This is a genomic window from Xanthomonas sp. D-36-1 (assembly GCF_017746155.1).
GTDB classification, from domain to species: Bacteria; Pseudomonadota; Gammaproteobacteria; order Xanthomonadales; family Xanthomonadaceae; genus Xanthomonas; species Xanthomonas cissicola.
The window spans coordinates 1-23,476 of record NZ_JAGHWR010000059.1; the positions used below are offsets into that span (position 1 = coordinate 1).

Here is a 23,476-nt window from a genome sequence, read left to right on the forward strand (position 1 = left end):
ATGGAACCTCCTCGAGAAAGGGTACGAGAAAATTCCACTTCTGGCGTCTGCTAATGGGCGGGGGGATTACCAACTTGGCCGCGCCTAACAATTCATTTCACCCGACAGCACTTCACAGCGCGGCTGACCTCACGCGTCAAACCGCACATGAGAGACATGTAAGCCAGGACGCCGCGAGCGCATTCTGCAGTCAGGGCTGACAGCCGATGCGCACGCGGGAGCGCCGCTGCACCACCTCAGCGCATTGGCTTGAATCGCGGTGACCCAGCGCCGCGCCTATGCCATCGCTTCGTCGGGATCCAACGCCACTGCCGCCTGCTGTGCGCGATCGAATCGCTCGCGGGCGGCGCGGATGCTGCCGTGGTTCTCGCCCGCCCAAGTGAGCAGTTGCGAGACGGGGCCGAGGAGTGCAATTCCCAGCTTGGAGAGCGCGTATTCCACGCTCGGCGGCTTGGTGGCGTAGACCTTGCGGGTGATCATGCCGTTGCGCTCGAGATTGCGCAGCGTCTGGGTCAGCATGCGCTTGGAGATGTCCGGCACTGCGCGCTGGATGGCACTGAAGCGGGACGGGCCGGGGATCAGCGTCAGCAGGATCAGCAGGGTCCACTTGTCGCCGATCTGGTCGAGCACATCGCGCACCGGGCACTTGGTGGCGTCGAAGGGTCCTTCCAGGGACGGCGGCAGCGGGAACAGGGCAATCGCATTCACGTGGGGTATCTCACGGTAACCAGGGGGAGCAAAACTGCCTCCTTGCGGAGGCCTGGGCGGCGCCGACACTATGCAGGCGATCAATTAGGTCTAGATAGTAGACCAAATCTCTTATGCAAACCTACCGGAGCCCGTCATGACATCTACTTCCCCCCTGATTCTTGTCACCGGCGCCAGCGGGCAGTTGGGTGCGCTGGTTGTCGAAGCGCTACTTGGCCATCTGCCTGCCAACCGCATCGTAGCAACGGCCCGGGATACCGCGTCACTTGCCGAGTTCGCAAAACGCGACATCGCGGTACGTCAGGCCGACTATGCGAACCCGCAAAGCCTGGACACGGCCTTCGCCGGCGTGGGCCGCGTGTTGCTGGTCTCGTCCAATGCGGTCGGCCAGCGCGTGCCGCAACACCGCAACGTGATCGAGGCGGCAAAGCGCGCCGGGGTGGAGCTGCTGGCGTATACGAGCATCCTGCATGCCGATACCAGCACGCTGTCGCTGGCCGCCGAGCATGTGGCCACCGAGGCGCTGCTACGCGAGAGCGGCGTGCCGCACGCGTTGTTGCGCAATGGCTGGTACACCGAGAACTACACCGGCTCGATCGCCGCAGAAGTCGCCCACGGCGCAGTGCTCGGCAGTGCGGGCGAAGGCAGGATCAGCGCCGCCACGCGCGCCGACTATGCTGCTGCGGCGGCTGCAGTGCTGGCTTCGGATGCCCCACAGGCCGGCCAGGTGTACGAGCTGGCAGGCGATACCGCTTTCACGATGGCCGAGTACGCCGCCGAGGTGGCGCAGCAGTCAGGCAAGCCGGTGGCCTATCACGACCTGCCGGAAGCCGATTACGCGGCAGCGCTGGTGCAGATCGGCCTGCCGTCCGGCTTTGCGCAGGTGCTGGCGCAGTGCTCGGCGGCCTCGCGCGACGGCGCCCTGTTCGATGATCGCCATACGCTGGGCCGGTTGATCGGCCGCCCCACCACGCCGTTGCGCGATGCGGTGGCGGCGGCACTCGCGGCGCGCTGAGTCACGGCCGGGACCACTGCGCTGCCGGGCCGTTCGGCACGCGGTGGTTCGCGCATCGTCAAGGAGGTGCCCCGTGGCCGCCAGGGATCACGGCGAACTTCCTGGTGCTTCACCGATATCCGACCGACAGCGATAGCCGGCTGGTCGGCGTGGCTGCGCGTGTCGGGATGATCTCCAGTGCGTTGGACCAGTGGCACTGGTTGAGGCGATCGGCCGTAGCGCTGCGCTAACGGCCGATCAGCAACCGTGCATCTCGGTTGGTCAACGCGTGGTGCGATCAGCGCGACGATGCGGCACTGGATTGCTGCCAGCGCTGGAGACCTGCACAGCCTGGCGCTGCGCGACGCACTCCCGGGCGCAGCAGATGGCAGCGTGACCTTGCCGATGTCGCTTGCAACTGCACGTGCTTGCCGAAGCTCAATGGTGGCGCAGGCGCGCCCCGCGCTGGCGAGTCCAGCAGCTAAGGCTACGCAACCATCGGCGATGCGCGACGTCGAAGGCACGGCAGGGCGTGCGCGGTCTCCGTGATGCCACGCCCTCACCTTCCGAATCCAGTTCTGTAAGAGCGTCTGCACCCCATAACGCGCGCAGCTGTGCCTGCCTCACGTTGGTCGCATAACTGCCATCGCCCCGACACGACGGTGACACAAGGGCCGCGACAGCGAAGTCCGGCAGTGTCACCAAAATGACATCAAATCTAAATATAACTGCTGCCATTGCCGCTACGTCAGGACGACCGGCGCCTGGCAGGCGCTTCCACGCCGTGCAGCCGCCCTCTTGGCAGCACCGGATCGACGCAGCCGCCGACCCGTTTCCCTTGCACGAGCCGGACCAATGAAAAAACGCAATCTCGCCACTGTTCTGTGCGCCCTCAGCGCGACCGCCAGCGGCAGCACGCTGGCCGCCGAGCTGGAGTTGTACGTCGACCGCAAGACCAAGCAGATCTTCGCCGAGCCGGCGCCAGGTCGCGACAAGTTGGGCACCTTCGTGCAGGTGGACGAAAACGGCAAGCTGCCGGCATCGGCGATGCCGGCCGCGCCCGCACAACCGCGGCCGCCCACGCCGGGCGCCACCACGCCCGCCGACACTGCCATTGCCCAGGCCGCGCCTATGCCTGCGCCGGTTGCAACGCCAGCGCCGGCCAAGTCCGGCGACGTCGGCAAGAAGTGGTACGACAAACTCAGCCTGCGCGGCTACACCCAGATCCGTTACAACCAGGGCGTCGGCGGCGATGCGCAGGACCTGCGCGCGCCGGGTGACCGCTTTATCGGCAACGACCAGAGCCTGGGCATCCGCCGTGCGCGCCTGGTGCTGAGTGGCGATCTCAACGAGCATGTGTCGCTGTATTTCCAGCCGGATTTTGCCAGCACGCCCACCGGCTCCACCACCTCCAACTTTGCGCAGCTGCGCGACGCCTACGCCGATATCTTCTTCGACAAGAAGCGCGAATACCGCGTGCGTGTGGGTCAATCGAAAATGCCGTACGGCTGGGAAAATCTGCAGTCCAGCCAGAACCGGCTCTCGCTGGATCGCGCCGATGCACTGAACTCGGGCCTGCGCGACGAACGCGATATCGGTGCGGTGTTCTACTACAGCCCCACCGTGGCCAAGGGCCGCTTCCAGGATCTGGTCAAGTCTGGATTGAAGGGGTCGGGCGACTACGGCGTGATCGGTGCCGGCGTGTACAACGGCCAGGGCGCCAACCGCGCCGAGCGTAACGACAGCATGCACGCGGTGGTGCACGCCACCTACCCGTTCAAGTTCGCCAACGGCCAGTATCTGGAAGTGGGCGCCGACGCCTACGCCGGCCGTTTCGTGCCGACTGCGGCAGCAGTGAATATCGGCGGCCGCAGCTTTACCCCGGCCATCACCGAGCCCAATGGCTATACCGACCAGCGCGTGGCCGCGCACATCATCTACTACCCGCAGCCGTTCGGCCTGCAGGCGGAGTGGACGGTGGGCCGTGGCCCGGAACTGGATGTGGCCCAGCGCCGCATCCGCACCCGCTCGCTGAGCGGCGGCTATGTGCAGGCCATGTTCAAGCACGACTTCAACTACGGCACCTTGCTGCCGTACCTGAAATGGCAGACCTACCGCGGCGGCTCCAAGTTCGACACCAATGCCCCGCGCATGCGTCTGGACGAAGTGGAAGCCGGTGTCGAATGGCAGCCGATGGATGCGCTGGAACTGGTGTTCGCCTATTCGAAGATGAAGCGCACCGACGTCAGCACCGCGCCGTATCCGGTCGTTGAAGGCGATTTGCTGCGCCTGCAGTTGCAGGTCAATTACTGAGCAAGGTCGGCAGCGCCGGTCATGGCTGCTGCGGCGGTCATGACCGGTGCATTCGTGTGCGGCTGCGTGCGTTCGCGCCGGGATCTGCATGCACGCAGGTGCCTGCGCGATGCTGCCAGCCCGGCGCGTGGTGACGCGCTCACTGGAACGCAGATGCGTATCAAGACCACGGTGGAGCGGCTTCCTGGCGGGATGATGCTGGTCCCCTTGTTGCTCGGGGCGCTTTGCCACACGCTCTGGCCGCAGGCCGGCAGCACCTTGGGGTCTTTCAGCAACGGTCTGATCAGCGGCACCGTTCCGATCCTGGCGGTGTGGTTTTTCTGCATGGGAGCAACCATCCAGCTGCGCGCCTCCGGACGGGTGCTGCGCCGTTCGGGCAGCCTGGTACTGACCAAGATCGCAGTGGCCTGGCTCGTCGCAGTCCTGTGCGCACCGCTCCTTCCCATCGGCGGTGTGTCGAGCGGGCCGCTGGCCGGGCTGTCGGTCCTGGCGCTGGTGGCTGCGATGGACATGACCAACGGCGGGCTGTACGCCGCGTTGATGCAGCAATACGGCAGCAGCGAAGACGCAGGGGCAGTGGTGCTGATGTCGCTGGAATCGGGCCCGCTGATCTCCATGCTGATCCTCGGTGCCAGCGGCCTGGCCAGCTTCGAACCACATCTGTTCGTCGGGGCGGTGCTGCCGCTATTGCTGGGCTTTGCACTGGGCAACCTCGACGCGCAACTGCGGCAGTTCTTCGCACAGGCGACCAGGACGCTGGTGCCTTTCTTCGGCTTCGCGCTCGGCAACACGCTGGATCTGTCGACCATCGCCCACACCGGCACAAGTGGCGTGCTGCTGGGCGTGGCGGTCATCGTGATCACCGGGTTGCCCTTGCTGCTGGCCGACCGCTGGATCGGCGGCGGCAACGGCACCGCCGGCGTGGCCGCCTCCAGCACGGCCGGTGCCGCCGTGGCCACTCCGGCCCTGATCGCCGGCATGGCGCCGCAGTTCGCACCCGCAGCGCCGGCCGCGACGGCGCTGGTGGCCAGCGCGGTCATCGTCACCTCGCTGCTGGTGCCGCTGCTGACGGCCTTGTATGCACGCCGTCGCTGTGCACGCAGCGGCTGAGAGCCGGGCTGGTGCCATGCGGCCTGCGATGGGATGCCTGGGCCGTTAGCGTTGCGGCATGCATGGCGCCGGAGCGAGCGGGCTCCGGCGACGCCGGTGCGCTGCCGCCGACGATCATGGCCGATGTGCGCGACCGGCATCTGTCGCGTTTGTGCACACGCCAGGCCACCCGACGGCACGTGGCGCACTGCGGTGGCAGTTGGGCTAAGCCGACAGTTCTCCACGCACGATCTGCGCGCCTGCGCTGAGCGCACTGAGTTTGCCGCGCGCCACGTGCCGGGCAAGCGGTGCCATGCCGCAGTTGGTGGAGGGATAGAGCTTGTCGGCATCCACGAAGCGCAGCGCTTTGCGCAGCGTCTCGGCCACTTCCTGCGGCGTTTCGACCGTCGTGCTTGCCACGTCGATGGCGCCGACCATCACCTTCTTGCCGCGAACCAGTTCGATCAGATCGATCGGCACGTGCGAGTTGTGGCATTCCAGCGAGATGATGTCCAGCGAGGATGTCTGCAGCTTGGGGAACGATTCTTCGTACTGGCGCCACTCCGAGCCCAGCGTCTGCTTCCAGTCGGTATTGGCCTTGATGCCGTAGCCATAGCAGATGTGGACGGCGGTCTCGCACTTCAGACCTTCCACCGCGCGCTCCAGGGTGGCAACACCCCAGTCGTTGACCTCGTCGAAGAAGACATTGAAGGCCGGCTCGTCGAACTGGATGATGTCCACGCCGGCGGCTTCCAGTTCCCTGGCTTCCTGATTGAGGATCTTGGCAAACTCCCATGCCAGTTTTTCGCGGCTTTTATAGTGCGCATCGAAGAGAGTGTCGATCATCGTCATCGGGCCGGGTAACGCCCACTTGATCGGCTGGCCGGTCTGCTGGCGCAGGAACTTGGCATCGTCCACGAACACCGATCTCGGACGGCTGACCGCGCCAACGACGGTCGGCACGCTGGCGTCGTAGCGGTCGCGAATCCTGACCGTCTCGCGCTTTTCGAAATCGACACCGCTGAGATGTTCGATAAAGGTGGTGACGAAATGCTGACGCGTCTGTTCGCCGTCGCTGACGATGTCGATGCCGGCGTGCCGCTGTTCCTGCAGCGACAAGCGCAGCGCGTCCTGCTTGCCTTCGATCAGTTCGGCGTCCTGCAATTTCCAGGGCGACCAGAGCGTTTCGGGCTGGGCAAGCCAGGACGGCTTGGGCAGGCTACCGGCGGTTGAGGTGGGGAGCAGCTTTGTCATGATGAGGGATGTCGTGCGTTCTGGTTGATTAGGAAGCATGGCTGGACGCCCACTGCGCAAGAAGGTTGCCGTAGGGCCGGATGAAATGCTCTTCGGTGAATTTGCCCTGTGTCACGGCGAGCTGGCTGCGCTCTTGGCGGTCGTAGACGATCTGGGTGGACGAATAATCCTGATGCTTCAGGCTCGGTTGGTAGGTCGGCCCTGCTGCAGCGTTGGCGTTGTAGATCTCTGGTCGGTAAATCTTCTGGAACGTTTCCATCGTGGCGATGGTGCCGATCAGCTCCAGGTTGGTGTAGTCGCCAAGCAGGTCGCCGAAAAAGTAGAACGCCAAGGGCGCAACGCTGTTCGGCGGCATGAAATAGCGCACCTGCAGGCCCATCTTTTCGAAATACTGGTCGGTCAACGAAAACGCGTCCTGCCGGTATTCGATCCCCAGGATGGGGTGCCGGTTTCCGGTGCGGTGATAGGTTCTGCTGGTGGAGACGCTGATGCAGATGACCGGCGATTTGTTGAAGTGCGCGCAGTACGCAGGCGAGTGCACGAAGTGCTTGAACAGCTTGCCGTGCAGGTCGCCAAAATCGTCCGGGATGGTGAAGCCGGACGCATCTTGGTTGTGCGCTGGCAGCAGCACGCTGAAATCGTAGTCGCGCACGTAGGAAGAGAAATTATTGCCGGCAATGCCGTCGATGCGCGCACCGGTATGCCGATCGACGATGGTGGGTTTCAATATCTCGATCAACGGAAACGCATCGTCCAGCGCGCGTTCCCCGATGTGCATTTCGACGGAGATGATGTCCAGCTCCACCGCGTAACGGTCACGGCTGGGGTTATCCCAGTGCGCCAGATCGTTGCAGCGGTTGTTGATCATCGCCAGCGTATTACGCAAATTTTCCTGACGTCGCAGACCTCTGGCCAGGTTGGCGAAGTTGGTCGTGTTGCGCGTCGTGGCCGAGGGATGGTAGTCCTCGTCGAAGCGCAGGCTCTTGATGGTGAAATCCAATGTGTGAGTCATTGCGAACTGATGCCTTGTTTCTAAGATGGGACGCGCGTATGCGCTGCGTAGCGGGTAATGCCGGCGGCATGCAGGCCTGACATCCGGATCAGCGGGCACGCCGACCGATCCTGTGGCCGAGGACGGCGCGGTGGCCGGCCGCACCACCTTGCGCTGCGCCCCTCAGGCCGCAGCCACGCCCTGCGCGACGCTGGAACGTGCATGCCGCGTCAGCTCGATCAGCGGCAGTGCCCGCTGCACCGCCAGCCTGGCCCGCTCGGCCAGCGCGTCGTTGTGCACGCGGTAGTCCAGAAAGTCGCGGTCGGTTGCGTAGACGCCCAGCGGCAAGGTGCGTGCCTGGAAGAAGCTGAAAAGCGGGCGTAGCTGATGGTCGATCACCAACGCATGGCGGTCGCTGCCCCCGGTTGCAGCGAGCAGCACGGGGGTATCGATCAAGGCATCCTGATCGATGAAATCGAAGAAGTGCTTGAACAGTCCGGTGAACGAGCCGCGGTAGACCGGCGTTGCCACCACCAGCACGTCGGCCTGCTCTACCAGGCAGAGCGCCTGCTCCACCGTGCCAGGGACTTGGGTACGCCAGAGCGCGCCAGCGAAGTGCGGTGCCAACGCCCCAATTTCGACCAAATGGCGCTCGCACGGCACCTGATCGGCGATCAGCTCCAGCAGGTGTTCTGCCAGGGCGACGGCCTTGGACGGGCGTTGCATCCCGCCGGAAACCGCGACGATGCGGAGTGGGTGTTTGACAGTCATGCTAGGCAACCTTACGCGGTGGGGACCTCGTGCAGTGCGACAGGAAGATCGCGGCCCGACCCATTGGCCGCGCCTTGGTCCGAACCCGTTCACACGGCAGCGATTGAACGACGAGTCCCGATGCTAGGGTTCGCATTCAATGAAGTAAAATGGTGTTATTTCAACAATCCATGAATTCGGATCATTTGAATGCTTGAGCGCATCCATCTCACCATCGTCCAGCAGGTCGAGCAGCAAGGCTCGCTGACCGCCGCCGCAGGCGTGCTGAATCTGACCCAGTCGGCGCTGAGCCACAGCATGAAGAAGCTGGAACAGCAGCTGGGCACCGACATCTGGTTGCGCGAGGGGCGCAGCCTGCGCCTGACCCAGGCCGGCCAGTACCTGCTGGCGGTGGCCAACCGGGTGCTGCCGCAACTGGATCTGGCCGAAGAGCGGCTGGGGCAGTTTGCGCAGGGCGAGCGCGGTGCACTACGCATCGGCATGGAATGCCATCCCTGCTACCAGTGGCTGCTCAAGTTGGTGGCGCCGTATCTGGCCACGTGGCCGGATGTGGATGTGGATGTGAAACAGAAGTTCCAGTTCGGCGGCATCGGCGCATTGTTCGGCTACGAGATCGATCTGCTGGTCACGCCCGACCCGCTGTTCAAGCCAGGACTCAGGTTCGAGCCGGTGTTCGACTATGAGCAGGTGCTGGTCGTGGCCAAGCGCCATGCGTTGGCGTCGGTGGCCTACGTCAAGCCACAGCAGCTCACACGCGAGGTGTTGATCAGCTACCCGGTGGATCTTGAGCGCCTGGATATCTACAGCCAGTTCCTGTTGCCGGCCGGCGTCACGCCGCGGCGCCACAAGGCCATCGAAACCACCGACATCATGATGCAGATGGTGGCCAGCGGCCGCGGCGTGGCCGCCATGCCGCGCTGGCTGGTCGAGGAATATGCGGCCAGAATGGACGTGGTGCCGGTGCGGCTGGGTGCGCGCGGCATCCCCAAGCAGATCTATCTGGGCGCGCGCGAGGCGGACATCGCGATCGATTATCTGCGCGCGTTTATCGAACTGGCGCGTGCGCCGGCCAATGCCACTGCCTATACGCCAGGACCCCACTGATGGATTCCACTGCCCAACGCATGCCACTTCCACTGCCTGACGGCCACGCCAAGGTCTTGCTGCATTCGTGCTGCGCGCCGTGCTCTGGCGAGGTCATGGAGGCGATGCTGGCCTCCGGCATCGACTACACCATCTTCTTATACAATCCCAACATTCATCCGCGCAAGGAATACGCGTTGCGCAAGGACGAAAACGTGCGTTTTGCCGAACAGTTCGGCGTGCCCTTCATCGACGCCGACTACGATCGGGACAACTGGTTCGAGCGGGCACGGGGGATGGAAAACGAACCTGAGCGCGGCGTGCGTTGCACCATGTGCTTCGACATGCGCTTCGAACGCACCGCGCTGTATGCCCACGAGCACGGCTTTCCGGTGATCACCAGTTCGCTGGGCATCTCGCGCTGGAAGAACATGCAGCAAATCAACGACTGCGGCATGCGCGCCGCGGCCAAGTATCCCGGCTTGATGTATTGGGAGTACAACTGGCGCAAGGGCGGTGGCGCCTCACGCATGATTGAGATCAGCAAGCGCGAGAACTTCTATCAACAGGAATACTGCGGTTGCGTCTATTCCCTGCGCGACACCAATCGGCATCGTGTGGACAGCGGTCGCAAGCGCATTCAATTTGGCGTGAAATTCTATGGCGATGACGAGCAGCAAGACTGAGCCTTTCGCCAGTTCAGCGGCGACCTCACGTGGATTTGGGGCTCCTTTCCGCTCGATCAGCGCGTCGTTGCGATGTCACCCAATCATCATGACAAGACCGCAAGACCCGTGATTCCTACAGACACGCCGAGCGGTGCCAGCACCATCACCGACGCCTATTCGCTGGAGGTCAGCGTCAAGGACATCGGCGCGCTGACCAACGCGGCGCCGCGCATCCTGCCTGGCTGCGCCATGTTCATTCCCTACTTGCCAGGCCAAACCGAGGCTGCGCGGCTAGCCGCAGCACAGATGGTGCGTCGCCTTGGTTTCGAACCGGTGCCACATCTTTCCGCGCGTCGCATCGGCTCGCTCGAGGAACTGCAGGCTTTTATCGCGCGCCTGGTCGGTGAGGCCGACGTCACCGGCTGCCTGGTGATCGCAGGTGATCCGTCCACTCCGAAGGGACCCTTTGCCGACAGCGTGTCGCTGATCGAAACGGGTGTGTTCGAACGCTCAGGCATCCGCACCATCGGCGTGGCGGGTCATCCGGAGGGACATCCGATCATGCGCACGACAGAACAATGGGACGTGCTGCAACGCAAGTGCCGCAGCATCCAGGAGCGCGGCATGGCGCCCCTGATCGTGACGCAGTTCGGGTTCGATGCCGACATCGTGATGACATGGCTGGAAGCGCTGCGCGCGCGCGGCATGACGCATCCGGTACGGGTGGGCGTGCCCGGTCCTGCCAGTGTCGGGACCCTCGCACGCTATGCGGCAAGCTGCGGTGTCGGCGCCTGCGCGTCGGTGCTCTCAAACTATGGCGTCTCCATTGGCAAGTTATTCGGCAACGCGGGGCCGGATCGCTTTGTCGATCACCTCGTCGGCCGCCTGACGGAAGCGCATGGAGATGTCCGCTTGCACCTCTACCCGTTCGGCGGCATCGCCCAGTCTGTGGAGTGGGTTGCGCACTATCGCTCGTGCAAGGCGTCGCAGGATCGGGTTAGCTCCGTGGCCGCGGATTAGACGTCAAGACCAACGTGTCGGTGTGCCAGTCAACGTGGGCTTGAAGCGGTCACACCGCTACTGATCGGGCGGTGAGTCCGTGGCGAGGTCGGCGGGGATGAGAGCGTCTGAATGCGCTGCGTCCCATGGCGGTCAAGGCAATCTGGCCGCCACAGCGGCAGTGCCCGAGATTGAAGGAGAATTCGGTCTTCATCGCTGCATGCTTTTCTCTGAAACAGCGCCGCGTCCGCGACCCAGATCACACTCGGTGTCCTTTGATTTCTAGCGACATGCACGCAGCACCGTGAGTGTTGCAGTGCACAGCAGACCTGTCACAAGAGCGCGGTATAACCATCGACGAATCGCGGCGAGGGGGCGCTGCATCCGATGTCGTTGCCGTGCGCGATGGCATCGCTTCTGCAATGCTCACGGAGAGATCTTGCCATGCCGAAGCCGTCGCTGTTGTCGCTGTTGTGCTCCCTCTCACTGCTCTCTGGACCGCTTGCGGCAGCCGAGTTGCAGCCCAAGCAATTGGCTGGCCCACCGGAGGAGTTCGCGCAGATGCGTGCGCCAGATCCGGCCGAGTCGGCGATTTTGTCCAAGAGTGCGTTGCTGCCGGTGGAACTGGCACCGGCCGGTCAATCCGCGCGCTGGCAAGGCAGCTTGCCGGTGGAAAACGGGCATCTGCGCTTCATGGTGCTGTCCGGCGATCAGGCCTGGGATGCAGCAGTGGCTGCGCCTCAGCTTGCCGGCGCACGCGCCGCGGCGGTGGCGACACCGCTGCACGCGCAGCGCACGCTGCTGGGCACCGCCGAGCACGGCACCAGCGGCATGCGCTACGCCGTGGAGTCGGCGCGCAACGGCGCATGGTCGTTGACGCTGCAGTCGGCCTCGCCGGTGGCGCAGCGTGGCTACGTGCTGATGGAAGGCGATGCGCGCACGCAGCTTGCTTCGTACCTGCGCGAGCGTCAGCAGCAGGTTGGCCAATCGCTCACGCTCAACGCGCTGCTGAGCGGCAACGATGCACGCGGCGCCACGCTGCTGACGGCACAAGCCGGAACGATCGACCAGGCAAGCCTGCGTGTGATCGATCCGCAAGGCGGTGTGCGCAGCCTGCCGATGGCCGATGACGGCAAGCACGACGATGGCGCCGCCGGAGATGGCGTGTACGGCGGCACGTTCCAACCCACGAGCGAGGGCACCTGGATTGCGCAGGTCATCGTGCATGGGCACGACCAGGCTGGCCAGCCGTTCGTGCGGACCAGCGAGCATGTGGTGCCGGTGGTGGATACGTCGTTGCGTCTGCTCGGCAATGCACTGGGCGCACGCGCTGCTGAGGGCACGCGGCTGACGATTGCGCTACCGGTCGCTGCACGTGGCAACGCACCGTCGCATTACAGGGTGTTCGGCCAGGTATGGGGCACCGATGCCAAGGGTAAGGACGTACCGGTGGCCTGGATCGGCGGCATGCTGACGCCGCAGCAAGGCCAGCTGCCACTGAGCCTGGACGAACGCTGGATTGCGCGTGCCGGTGCGCGGGCACCGTTCACGCTGCGCAGCCTGCGCATTGAAGACCCGGACCATTACATTCCGCTGGTGCAGGCCGGCGCGCTGCCGTTGCAGCTGCCAGCGCTTCGCCGCGCCAGTCTCGCCCGCGCCGGCACGGGGATCGACGAGAGCATGCGCATGGGCCCGCGCCCCACTGCACTGGCTTCCGCGATGGCGACGGCGCAGCCTCAGGCCGCCGGCTCGCAATTGGTGCTGGTGCACGGCTATTGCTCCAACGGTGTATGGCCGCAGGCGCAATTCACCAATGCCTCGACCTTCCTGGATGCCAAGCAGAACCGCAGCAACGACCAGTTTGCGCAGCGGCTTGCCCAGTTCGCCAGCCAATGGTCGTCGTTCTCCACGGTGGCGCACAGCCAGGGCGGCATGGCTGCGCTGCATCTGTACACCTACTACTGGAGCGGGCTGGATAACGCCACCGGTGGGCGGGTGATGCAGTCGGTGGGCACGCCGTATCAAGGCACCAATCTGTCCGGCGTGCTGGCCGCGGTGGGTTCGTGGTTCGGCGTAGGTTGCGGCACCAATAGCGACATGACCTACGACGGCGCCAAGGCCTGGCTGGCCGGCATTCCGGCCGATGCACGCGCCAAGGTCAACTACTACACCACCTCGTTCGCCAAGACCAACTGGTACACCAACGATTACTGCAACGCTGCCTCGGATCTGGTGTTGAACGACCCGGAAGACGGCACGGTGGAGCAGGTCAATGCGCAGCTGCCGGGTGGCGTGAATCGCGGCCACACCACCGGCCAATGCCATACCACCGGCATGCGCGACCCGGCGCAGTATCTGGATGCCAACCGCAATGCAGTGATGAATGCGAATGCGGCGCGTTGAGGGGCCGGGATTAGGGAATCGGGATTGGGGATTGGGCAAGGCGCTGTCCCGGGCACGTCCCCGGTGCAGCGCCGATTTGCCCAAGTGCCTAAGCTGACGCTGGTGCAGTTTGATCGGAATATGTTTGTTGTAGGAGCGGCTTCAGCCGCGACAGGCATGACCGACAATGTCTGTCGCGGCTGCGCCGCTCCTACGATCGTGCGGGGAATACGCTAACGCACCGCATCCGCCACAGACGCGCCGCTCTGCGCATCGGCGCCACCGCCGAGCACCTTGTACAAGGTCACCCGATTGCTCGCCTCGGTCAGCCGCAAACTGATCAGTGTCTGTTGTGCGCTGTAGAGCGTGCGCTGCGCATCCAGCGCCACCAGGTAACTGTCCACGCCATTGCGATAGCGCGCATCCGACAGGCTGAAGCTGCGTTGTGCGGCGTCCACCATGGCCTGTTGCGCATGCATGCGTTCTTCCAGTTGCATGCGTTCGGCAAGTGCATCGGCCACTTCACTGAAGGCGGTCTGGATCGCCAGTTCGTACTGCGCAATGGTGATGTCCTTTTGCAACATGGCCACATCCAGTTCGGCCTTCAACGCGCCGGCACGGAAGATCGGCATGCTCACGCTGGGCGAGAACGACCACGTATGGTCGCCATCGAACAGGCTGGATAACGCATCGCTGCCGCGCCCGGCATTGGCGGTCAACGAAATGGTGGGGAAGAAGGCCGCACGTGCCGCACCGATATCTGCATTGGCGGCCTTGAGCGTGTGCTCGGCCGACAGCACGTCCGGGCGCTGCAACAACACCCGCGATTCCAGCTGGGCAGGCAACGGCGCCAGCGCCACTCCCGTCTCGATCGCATCGCTGGCAGGCAACAACGCAACCGGCACCGACATGCCTACCACCAGATTCAAGGCATTGCGCGACTGCGCCAGCTGGGTGGTGTAGTTGGCCACATCAGCGCGCGCGCTTTCCACGCTGGTCTGGATCTGCGCCAGATCCAGACCGGAGACGATGCCGTTGTCGTGCTGCAGCTCGGTCAGACGCAGCGTCTTGCGTTGGCTGTCCAGGGTCTGGTGCGCGAGCGCCAGACGCTGTTGATCGGCGGCCACGGTCAACCAGTCGTTGGCCACTTCAGCCACCAGGCTCAGACGCGTGCTGCGCTGGGTTTGCTCACTGGCGAGATAGCTTTCCAGGGCCTCGTTCTTGAGGCTGCGAATGCGACCGAACAGATCCAGCTCCCAGCTGCTGACGCCCACCTCGCCGCTGGCGCTGCGGATGATCTGCGCCGCGCCGGTGAAACTGGTCGCTGCCGCGGCGCGCTGCGCGGTGTGCGGTGTGCGGTGTGCGAGACGGTGGCATCGACGGAGGGAAACAGGTTCGCACGTTGAATGCGGTACTGCGCGCGTGCCTGCTCGATAGCGAGCACCGCCACGCGCAGGTCGCGGTTGTTGTCCAACGCCAGCGCGACCACCTGCTGCAGACGCGCATCGGTCACCACCTGCCGCCAATCCAGCGCGGCTGCATTCGGCATGCCGGTGTCCGCATTGCCGGTGCTGCCGATCACGCTGGGCACCGGCGCGTCCGGGCGTGCGTACTGCGGCGCCATGCTGACGCAGCCACTCAAGGCGATGGCGCAGGCCACTGCCACACCTGCAACGCCGTAGCGCATCACGGGGCCACCTCGGACGTCTCGGCGGCTGTCGCGTGATCAGACGCCCTACCAGGAAACACGCTGCGCACCATCACGTAGAACAACGGCACGAAGAAGATGCCCAGCAGCATAGAGACCAGCGTGCCGCCGAGCACGCCGGTGCCCAGCGAATGGCGGCCGCCGGAGCCGGCGCCGCTGCTGACCACCATCGGCAGCACGCCGAGCAGGAACGCCAGCGAGGTCATCACGATCGGGCGCAGGCGCAGGCGTGCGGCATGCAGAGTGGCATCGACCAGCGGCTGGCCCTTCTCTTCCAGTTCCTTGGCGAACTCCACGATCAGGATGCCGTTCTTGGCCGCCAGGCCCATCGTCGCCAGCAGGCCGACCTGGAAGTAGATGTCGTTGGAGAGCCCGCGCAGCCACGTCGCCAGCAGTGCGCCGACGATGCCCACCGGCACCGCCAGCATCACCGAGATCGGGATCGACCAGCTCTCGTAGAGGGCGGCCAGGCACAGAAACACGAACACCAACGACACCGCGTACAGCATCCAGGTCTGCGCGCCGGCGGCCTGCTCCTGGTAGGACATGCCCGACCAGGCGTAACCCACGTCCTTGCCGAGCTTGCCCACCAGCCCGGCGATGTCGTTCATCGCTTGGCCGGAACTGATGCCACTGGCGGCGCTGCCGGTCACCTCCATCGACTCCACACCGTTGAAGCGGCTCAGCACCTGCGGCGCATACGCCCACGCGCTGCTGGAGAAGGCCGAGAACGGCACCATCTCCGAACTGCTGTTGCGCACGTACCAGCGGCCGATGTCGGCGGGCAGCATGCGCGCGCTCGCCTCGCCCTGCACATAGACGCGCTTGACCCGGTTGTTGTTGAGGAAGTCGTTGACGTAGCTGCCGCCCATCACGGTGGCCAGTGTGGTGTTGATGTCCGAAGCGCTCAGACCAAGCGCGCCGGCCTTGGCGTCGTCGATCTGCACGCGATAGGTCGGCGCGTCTTCCAGGCCGTTGAAGCGCACCGCGGTCAGGTCCTTGTCGGCGTTGGCCAGTTGCAGCAGTTGCTGGCGCGCGGCGACCAGCGCGTCGTGGCCCTTGCCGGCCACGTCCTGCAGCTGCAGGGTGAAACCGGAACTGGTACCCAGGCCATTGATCGCCGGCGGCGACAATGCGAACACCTGCGCATCGGGCAGCGTGCCCATCATCGCGCCGGTGATGCGGTTGGCGATCTCCTGCGCGGGCGCATCGCGCTGCGCCCAATCCTTGAGCTTGATGAAACCCATGCCCGCGTTCTGGCTGCTGCCGGCAAAGCTGAAGCCGGAGATGGTCATCATCCCCGCCACTTCCGGCTGCTTGAGGATGAACTCGGACGCCTGGTCGATCGACTGCTGCGTGCGCTGCTGGGTGGCGCCGGCCGGCGTGGTGAACATCACCATCAGCATGCCCTGGTCCTCGTCGGGAAGAAACGAGCTGGGCAGGCGCCAGAACAACAGCGCCATCACCACGAGCAGCGCCAGATAGACCAGCCCGCCGAGCTTGCGATGGCCGATCAGCTTGCCCACACCGCGACCATAGCCATCGGCGCCGCGGTCGAAGCGCACGTTGAACCAACCGAAGAAGCGCCCGAGCACGCCCTTGCGCGCCACCTGTTGGCCGTGCGCGATCGGCTTGAGCAGGCTGGCGCACAGCGCCGGACTCAGGGTCAGCGCCACCAGCAGCGACAGCAGCATCGCCGCGGCGATGGTCACCGAGAACTGGCGGTAGATCTCGCCAGTGGCGCCGCCGAAGAACGCCATCGGCAGGAACACCGCGGTCAGCACCAGGGCGATGCCGACCAGTGCGCCGGAGATCTGCCCCATCGAGGTGTAGGTGGCCTGCCGCGGCGACATGCCCTCCTCGCTCATCAGGCGCTCGACGTTCTCCACCACCACGATGGCGTCGTCGACCAGCAGGCCGATCGCCAGCACCATCGCGAACATGGTCAGCGTGTTGATCGAATAGCCGAGCAGCGCCAGCACGCCGAACGTGCCGAGCAGCACCACCGGCACCGCGATCACCGGCACCAGCGTGGCGCGCCAGTTCTGCAGGAACAGGTACATCACCAACACCACCAGCACGATCGCCTCGAGCAGGGTCTTGACCACTTCCTCGATGGAAATGCGCACGAATGGCGTGGTGTCGTAGGCGATCTCGTACTTCAGCCCGGTGGGGAAGTACGGCTTGAGTTGTTCGAGCTTGGCTTCCACCGCCTTGGCGGCAGCCAGCGCGTTGGCGCCGGTCGCCAGCTCCAGGCCCATGCCCGAGGCCGACTTGCCGTTGTACTTGGAACTGGATGCATACGACTTGGAACCCAGCTCCACCCGCGCCACGTCGCGCAGGTGCACGGTGGCGCCGCCGGTCTGCGACTTCAGCACGATCGCCTCGAATTGCGCCGGGGTCTTGAGCTTGCTGCGCGAGGTGACCGTGGCGTTGAGCTGCTGGCCCTGCACCGCCGGCAACGCGCCCAGCGCGCCGGAAGAGACGTCGGCGTTCTGCGCCGAAATCGCGTTGCTCACGTCCGCGGGCATCAGCGCATAGGTGCGCAGCTTGTCCGGATCCAGCCACACCCGCAGCGAATATTCGGAGCCGAACACGTTGACCCCGCCAACGCCGTTGAGCCGGCTGATCGGGTCCTGCAACGTGGACACCATGTAGTCGCCGATGTCGGTGCTGTCCATGCTGCCGTCTTCGGAGGTGAAGGCCAGCACCATGAACATGCTGCTGCCCATGGACTTGGTGACGGTCACGCCATTGCTCTGCACCGCCTCCGGCAGCATCGCCTCGCCTTGCGACACCTTGTTCTGCACCTGCACCTGGGCGGTATCCGGATCGGTGCCGGAATCGAAGGTGAGGGTGATCGAGGCGGTGCCGGCAGAACTGCTGCTGGAGGACATGTACAGCAGGTGGTCCAACCCGGTCATCTGTTGCTCGAGGATCTGCGTGACCGAGTTCTGCACGGTCTGCGCCGAGGCGCCGGTGTAGGTGGCGCTGACGTTGATCGTCGGTGGGGCGATGCTGGGATACTGCTCCAGCGGCAACGACAGGATCGAGAGCGCGCCGGCCAGGGTGATCACGATGGCGATGACCCAGGCGAAGATGGGACGGTCGATGAAGAAACGGGCCATGGCGGTTCCTCAGTCGGCCTTGGGCGCCGCCGCGGCGGTGGCCTGCGTGGATGGCGACGCGTTGGCGGCCGTGCCGGCCGCAGCGGTCTGGCTCACTTCCACGGCCTTGACCTCGGCACCGACCGACGCCTTCTGCAAGCCCTGCACGATGACCTTGTCGCCCGCCTTCAATCCCTGGCGCACCACCCACTTGTCGCCGATCGCATCGCCGGTGGTCAGCACCCGCTGCGCGACCTTGCTGTCGCTGCCGACCACCATCGCCACTGCCTCGCCCTTGCTGTTGCGGCTGATCGCCTGTTGGGGCACCAGGATGGCCTGCTCGTCCACGGCCATCGACAGTTTCGCGGTGACATACATGCCCGGCAGCAACAGGCGCTCGGGATTGGGCACCACCGCGCGCAGCTTGACGGTGCCGGTGGCGGTATCGACCGCGGCATCCACCACCTCCAGCGTGCCGCTGCGCGCATAGGTGCTGCCATCTTCCAGTTGCAGCGTCACCTCGGCCTTGCCATCCACCGCCTTGAGCTGGCCGGCGTCGAGCTGGCGGCGCAACTGCAGCAGCTGTGCGCTGGACTGGGTGAGGTCCACGTAGATCGGGTCGAGTTGGTTGATGGTGGCCATCACCTCGCTCTGGCCGGCGCTGACCAGCGCGCCCGGCGTGTAGCTGGAGGTGCCGATGCGGCCGGACACCGGCGCGAGGATGCGGGTGTAGTCGAGATTGATGCGCGCGGTCTGCAACGACGCCTTGGCCGCGATCACGGCCGCCTCGTTCGAGCGCAGCGTGGCCAACGCATCGTCGCCGTCCTGCTTGCTGACCGCGTCCAGCCCGACCAGGGTCTGGTAGCGCTGCGCCTTGGGCCTGGCCGACAACACCGCCGCCTCGGCTTGCGCCAGATCGCCCTTGGCGGTGTCGTACGCGGCCTGGTAGCTGGCCGGATCGATCTCGTACAGCACCTGCCCGGCCTGGACGTCCTGGCCTTCGGTGAACAGCCGCTTGCGCAAAATGCCGCCGACCTGCGGGCGCACGTCCGAGGTGACATAGGCCACGGTGCGGCCGGACAAGGTCTGGTCCACGGCCAGCAGCTGCACCTTCAGCGTCTGCACGCCGACCTGCGCCTGCGGCATCTGCGGCGGCTGCCTGGAGGAACACGCGACCATGAGCGTGGTCACGGCGGCGGGCAACAGCCAGCGCAGGGACGCAGTGCGAAAACGATGGGCGGCGACGGGCAACATGCGGCGAACTCACGGTTTATCCGAATGTGGCCACGCTACGGCGCGAATGTGCAGCAAATTTGGAGATTGCCGGCGGCGGCATGAACGCGCTTGATTTCCACTGCCGCGACCCGGCTAATACGCAGCAGCTCCGGTTACCGCGCTTCGCATCACCTCTTCGATGAAACTGGGTATCACCGCCAAGTTGTTTCTCGCCATCCTCGCCGCGTGCGTGGCGGTGCTGCTGATCAACGGCATCGCCGTGCAGGCCTTCGTCAAACGCCAGTTCCTGGACTACCTCAACGAACAGGGCGTGGAGCGCATGCAGGAGACCTTGCCGCGGGTCAGGGCCGAATACGCGCGGCACGGCAACTGGGAGTTCGTTCGCGACAACCCCGATGCCTGGTTCGTGCTGATGCGCCCGGAACGTGGCCCCGGCCCGCCACGCGAGGCGCCGCCGATTTCCGACCAGACCGGTGCGGTGTTTCGCTTCGCACTGCTCGACCAGGACTACACGCCGGTGATCGGCAATCCGGATGTCGGCCGCCACGACATCCTGCGCCCGGTGGTGGTTGGCGGCCGCACCGTCGGCTGGATGGCGATGCTGCCGTTCCAGAAGGCGCTTGCGGCGGCGGACGCGCGCTTTTACGCCGCGCAGCAACGCGCGTGGTGGGCGATCGGCGGCGCCTGCCTGCTGGTCGCCGCGGTGCTCGGCTGGCTGTTGTCGCGGACCTTGCTGCGGCGCCTGCGCGGCCTGACCCACGCCACACACCTGCTCGCTGCGGGCGACTACGCCACCCGCATCGACGCCGCGGCGCGCGACGAACTGGGCCAGCTGGCGCGCGACTTCAACCTGCTGGCGCAAGCGCTGGAGCACAACGAACGCGCGCGGCGCGACTTCATGGCCGACATCTCGCACGAGCTGCGCACACCGCTGGCGGTATTGCGCGCCGAACTGGAAGCGCTGCAGGACGGCATCCGGCCGATGACACCCAACTCGCTGGGGTCGCTGCACCAGCAGGTCGGCCAGCTGGGCAAGCTGATCGAGGACCTGTACGACGTGTCGCTGACCGACGTCGGTGCGCTGGCGTATCGGCGCGCTACCGTCGATCTGGCGGTCATCCTGGCAACCGTGCTGGACGGCTTGCGCGCGCGCTTTGCCGCCGCGCAGCTGCAGGTGCAGGCGCAGGTCGATGCCGGCCCGCTGCAGGTGGACGGCGATGAGCGCCGTCTGCAGCAACTGCTGGGCAACCTGCTGGAAAACACGCTGCGCTACACCGACGCCGGCGGCACGGTGCAGGTGCGCTGCGTACGCCGTGGCGCGGTGCTGGAACTGGTGGTCGAAGACAGCGCGCCGGGGGTGGATGCGGACAAGCGCGAGCGGTTGTTCGAACGCTTCTACCGCACCGAGGCCTCGCGCAATCGCACCAGCGGTGGCAGCGGCCTGGGCCTGGCGATCTGCCGCAACATCGCCGAGGCACATGGCGGCTCGATTCACGCCGAGGCTTCCGCACTGGGGGGGCTGCGTATGGTGCTGCACTTGCCGGGTCTGGTCGCATGAGCAGCGCGTCCCCGATCGGGCATGTGCTGATCGTCGAGGACGAACCGCGCCTGGCCGCGGTGTTGGGCGAGTACCTGCACGCGGCCGGCTATTCGCACGACTGGATCGCCGATGGCGCGCAAGCGCTGGGCGCATTCCGCGCGCAGCAGCCGGACCTGGTGCTACTGGACCTGATGCTGCCCAACCGCGGCGGCCTGGACATCTGCCGCGACCTGCGCAAGGAAAGCGCGGTGCCGGTCATCATGGTCACCGCGCGCGTGGAGGAAATCGACCGCCTGCTGGGCCTGGAGATCGGCGCGGACGACTACATCTGCAAGCCGTTCAGCCCGCGCGAAGTGGTGGCGCGCGTCCAGGCAGTGTTGCGCCGGCATCGCCACGACCCCCACGGCGCGCCGGCACCGGGCCTGCAGATCGACGAAGACACCTGTCGCGCCAGCGTGGACGGCCGCACCCTGGACCTGACCCAGGTCGAATTCCGCCTGCTGCGTACCCTCGCTGCCGCCCCGGGGCGGGTGTACTCGCGCGAGCAACTGATGGGCCGGCTCTACGCCGACCACCGCATCGTCACCGACCGCACTGTCGACAGCCACGTCAAGAATCTACGCCGCAAGCTCGCCGACGCTGGCGGCGAGGACTGGGTCCGTTCGGTCTATGGCGCGGGGTATCGCTTTGAGCCGTGATTGGGGAATCGGGAATGGGGAATGGGGAATCGGTAGAGCAGAAGCGGGGCGTTGTTTGTCTTTTCTACTTCGCGTTTGAAGCTTGTGGTTCACATCGGCTTGCGAAACGGAACCGTCCGGGCAAGCCCCTAGCCTTTGATTTTGCGATTCCCGATTCCCGATTCCCGATTCCCGATTCCCGATTCCCGATTCCCCATTCCCCATTCCCCATTCCCCATTCCCCATTCCCCATTCCCCATTCCCCAATCCCCAATCCCCAATCCCCAATCCCCAATCCCCAATCCCCAATCCCGACTCCCCGCCTCATCGAAACACCACCGTGCGATGTCCATTGAGCACGATGCGGTGTTCGACGTGGCGGCGCACTGCGCGCGCCAGGACCAGCGATTCGATGTCGCTGCCCAAGCGGACCAGGTCGCGCGGGGTCATGGCGTGGTCCACGCGGGCGACGTCCTGTTCGATGATGGGGCCTTCGTCCAGATCTTCGGTGACGTAGTGCGCGGTGGCGCCGATGATCTTGACCCCGCGCGCGTGCGCCTGGTGATACGGCTGCGCGCCCTTGAAGCTGGGCAAAAAACTGTGATGGATATTGATCGCGCGCCCGGCCAGTGCCCGGCACAGCTGCGGCGACAGGATCTGCATGTAGCGCGCCAGCACCACCAGATCGATCTGCAGCGCGTCGACCAGGGCGAGCAGCTGCGCTTCCTGTGCGGCGCGCGTGTCCGCGCTCACGGGCAGATGGTGGAAGGCGATGCCGTAGGAGCCGGCCAGTGCGGCGAAATCGGTGTGGTTGGAGACCACCGCGGCAATCTCCACCGGCAACTGCCGGCTGTGCATGCGGAACAGCAGGTCGTTGAGGCAATGGCCCTGCTTGCTCACCAGCACCAGCAGGCGCGCGCGGCGGCGTGCGTCGTGCAGTTGCCATGCCATCTGGAATTCGTCAGCCAGCACGGCAAAGCGCTGCTCCAGGGCGGCAATGTCGGTCTTTGCCGGTTTGTCGAAATGCACGCGCAGGAAGAATCGGCCACTTTCGTCGTCGCCGAATTGCTGCGCGTCGAGGATGTTGCAGGCCAGGTCGAACAGCAGCCCGGTCACGCGATAGACGATACCGGTACGGTCGGGGCAGGACAGGGTGAGGATGTAGTCGGAGCGCATCGGCGCATGATAGCCAATGCGCGACATCACCGACGCAGTGCTTGCGTCGGTAACTTTTGCCGTGCGGACAGGTACGAAAACCGGCGTGCCATCCAGCCGATGTTTGACGCCCTGACCGTGGTTGCGTTGCGCTCGCGCTGCAAGATGACGCGCAGCCAGGAGGACATGTAGCGCGGCAGTGCAGTGCGTGTACCGATGCCGGTTGCGCGACACCCCCACGCACCTCGGGCAATGCACTCAGCGCGGCGGCAAACTCAGCATCAGCCGCCGGTTGATCTCGTCCAGCTGCGCAAGCGATGCGTCCACCGATGTTTCCATCGCTTCCTGCGTGGTGATGTGTGCACGCAGATGCGCCGGGTCCGACAGCTCGCCACGCACCAGGAACACGTTCTCGCCGATTTCGCCCAGATGGCGGCTGAGCACCACGTAGTCCACCTGATCGAAGCCATGCTGCTTGGCCAGCGGCAGCAGGCGCGCGGCCATGCGCTCGCTCGCCTCGTCCACGGGCTTGCCTAACTCGGCGTCCAGCACGCCGACCGCTTCGCGGATCTGTGCGAACAGGTAGTGGTCCGGGTGCTCGGGATGGTCGGGACCCACCGGGCCCTGGTTGACGACCGGCGCGTCGGTCATCGTGTGCCACCGGCGCAAGCCAGTGCGCGCGGCGCGCGCTCGGTCAAACCGAGCGTGATCTGCAGGTGTCGCATCGCATCCTCCCTGGAGCGGCGGCTGTAACGAGCCGGCATTTTAGAAGGTCTGCTGCATGTTTAGGTGAGCAAGCGG

At 65.3% G+C, this 23,476-nt stretch carries 17 protein-coding genes and 1 pseudogene; 9 read left to right on the forward strand and 9 right to left on the reverse strand.

The genetic code is table 11. The features are described from left to right. Nucleotides 1-276 precede the first annotated feature (276 nt). A complete protein-coding gene (locus tag J7367_RS15940; protein WP_005920016.1) occupies nucleotides 277-708 on the reverse strand; it encodes a helix-turn-helix domain-containing protein in 432 nt (143 codons plus the stop codon). Between the two features lie 136 nt (nucleotides 709-844). Between J7367_RS15940 and J7367_RS15945 the strand changes: the two genes are divergently transcribed. From J7367_RS15945 to kdgT, 3 genes are all read left to right on the forward strand, one after another. Then, on the forward strand, nucleotides 845-1,723 hold the full coding sequence (locus tag J7367_RS15945; RefSeq protein WP_057659416.1) for an SDR family oxidoreductase: 879 nt from the start codon (nucleotides 845-847) through the stop codon (nucleotides 1,721-1,723). An 834-nt stretch (nucleotides 1,724-2,557) separates the two neighbouring features. Then, nucleotides 2,558-4,015: an OprO/OprP family phosphate-selective porin gene (locus J7367_RS15950; protein WP_057659414.1), complete on the forward strand. Its 1,458-nt coding sequence runs from the start codon at nucleotides 2,558-2,560 to the stop codon at nucleotides 4,013-4,015. 153 nt (nucleotides 4,016-4,168) lie between these two features. Next, nucleotides 4,169-5,125, forward strand: a complete 957-nt coding sequence (kdgT, locus tag J7367_RS15955; protein ID WP_057659418.1) for a 2-keto-3-deoxygluconate transporter — start codon at nucleotides 4,169-4,171, stop codon at nucleotides 5,123-5,125. A 204-nt stretch (nucleotides 5,126-5,329) separates the two neighbouring features. On the opposite strand, the gene J7367_RS15960 is transcribed toward kdgT, so the two are convergent. From J7367_RS15960 to msuE, 3 genes are all read right to left on the reverse strand, one after another. Beyond that, nucleotides 5,330-6,358: a methionine synthase gene (locus J7367_RS15960; RefSeq protein ID WP_057659413.1), complete on the reverse strand. Its 1,029-nt coding sequence runs from the start codon at nucleotides 6,356-6,358 to the stop codon at nucleotides 5,330-5,332. A 28-nt stretch (nucleotides 6,359-6,386) separates the two neighbouring features. Continuing rightward, nucleotides 6,387-7,370, reverse strand: coding sequence for a DUF1852 domain-containing protein (locus J7367_RS15965; RefSeq protein WP_007975069.1), 984 nt, complete (start codon nucleotides 7,368-7,370; stop codon nucleotides 6,387-6,389). 162 nt (nucleotides 7,371-7,532) lie between these two features. Further along, nucleotides 7,533-8,120: an FMN reductase gene (gene msuE, locus J7367_RS15970; RefSeq protein ID WP_007975067.1), complete on the reverse strand. Its 588-nt coding sequence runs from the start codon at nucleotides 8,118-8,120 to the stop codon at nucleotides 7,533-7,535. A 189-nt stretch (nucleotides 8,121-8,309) separates the two neighbouring features. On the opposite strand from msuE, the gene J7367_RS15975 reads away from it, so the two are divergent. The 4 genes from J7367_RS15975 to J7367_RS15990 all read left to right on the forward strand — a co-directional run bounded on the left by J7367_RS15975 (nucleotide 8,310) and on the right by J7367_RS15990 (nucleotide 13,273). Then, a complete protein-coding gene (locus tag J7367_RS15975; RefSeq protein ID WP_057659411.1) occupies nucleotides 8,310-9,224 on the forward strand; it encodes a LysR family transcriptional regulator in 915 nt (304 codons plus the stop codon). After that, a complete protein-coding gene (locus tag J7367_RS15980; protein ID WP_057659409.1) occupies nucleotides 9,224-9,889 on the forward strand; it encodes an epoxyqueuosine reductase QueH in 666 nt (221 codons plus the stop codon). The genes J7367_RS15975 and J7367_RS15980 overlap by 1 nt, the downstream gene beginning before the upstream one ends. Before the next feature lie 108 nt (nucleotides 9,890-9,997). Next, entirely contained in the window at nucleotides 9,998-10,891 is an 894-nt protein-coding gene (locus J7367_RS15985) for a methylenetetrahydrofolate reductase (RefSeq protein ID WP_057659407.1), read from the forward strand. Nucleotides 10,892-11,314: 423 nt separating this feature from the next. Continuing rightward, nucleotides 11,315-13,273, forward strand: coding sequence for a choice-of-anchor X domain-containing protein (locus tag J7367_RS15990; RefSeq protein ID WP_057659405.1), 1,959 nt, complete (start codon nucleotides 11,315-11,317; stop codon nucleotides 13,271-13,273). A gap of 212 nt (nucleotides 13,274-13,485) precedes the next feature. Here the strand turns inward: J7367_RS15990 and J7367_RS15995 are convergent. The 3 genes and pseudogenes from J7367_RS15995 to J7367_RS16005 all read right to left on the reverse strand — a co-directional run bounded on the left by J7367_RS15995 (nucleotide 13,486) and on the right by J7367_RS16005 (nucleotide 19,321). Next, nucleotides 13,486-14,939 (reverse strand): annotated as a pseudogene (locus J7367_RS15995) (efflux transporter outer membrane subunit). After that, the gene (locus tag J7367_RS16000; RefSeq protein WP_057659403.1) at nucleotides 14,939-18,088 is read right to left on the reverse strand and encodes an efflux RND transporter permease subunit; all 3,150 of its coding nucleotides are present in this window, start codon (nucleotides 18,086-18,088) and stop codon (nucleotides 14,939-14,941) included. Before J7367_RS16000 ends, J7367_RS15995 begins: the two are co-directional and overlap by 1 nt. A 9-nt stretch (nucleotides 18,089-18,097) precedes the next feature. Continuing rightward, nucleotides 18,098-19,321 carry an efflux RND transporter periplasmic adaptor subunit gene (locus tag J7367_RS16005; RefSeq protein ID WP_057659401.1) on the reverse strand — a complete coding sequence of 408 codons (1,224 nt, stop codon included), beginning with the start codon at nucleotides 19,319-19,321 and terminating at the stop codon, nucleotides 18,098-18,100. 160 nt (nucleotides 19,322-19,481) lie between these two features. On the opposite strand from J7367_RS16005, the gene baeS reads away from it, so the two are divergent. Together baeS and J7367_RS16015 are read left to right on the forward strand one after the other, a co-directional pair. Beyond that, nucleotides 19,482-20,861, forward strand: a complete 1,380-nt coding sequence (gene baeS / locus J7367_RS16010) for a sensor histidine kinase efflux regulator BaeS (RefSeq protein WP_057659398.1) — start codon at nucleotides 19,482-19,484, stop codon at nucleotides 20,859-20,861. Then, complete coding sequence (locus tag J7367_RS16015) at nucleotides 20,858-21,541, forward strand: response regulator (RefSeq protein ID WP_007968384.1); 684 nt, start codon at nucleotides 20,858-20,860, stop codon at nucleotides 21,539-21,541. Before baeS ends, J7367_RS16015 begins: the two co-directional genes overlap by 4 nt. A 303-nt stretch (nucleotides 21,542-21,844) precedes the next feature. On the opposite strand, the gene purU is transcribed toward J7367_RS16015, so the two are convergent. Together purU and J7367_RS16025 are read right to left on the reverse strand one after the other, a co-directional pair. Continuing rightward, on the reverse strand, nucleotides 21,845-22,723 hold the full coding sequence (purU, locus tag J7367_RS16020; RefSeq protein WP_172955890.1) for a formyltetrahydrofolate deformylase: 879 nt from the start codon (nucleotides 22,721-22,723) through the stop codon (nucleotides 21,845-21,847). Nucleotides 22,724-22,933: 210 nt separating this feature from the next. Further along, nucleotides 22,934-23,326 carry an XVIPCD domain-containing protein gene (locus tag J7367_RS16025; RefSeq protein WP_057659517.1) on the reverse strand — a complete coding sequence of 131 codons (393 nt, stop codon included), beginning with the start codon at nucleotides 23,324-23,326 and terminating at the stop codon, nucleotides 22,934-22,936. Nucleotides 23,327-23,476: the final 150 nt, after the last annotated feature.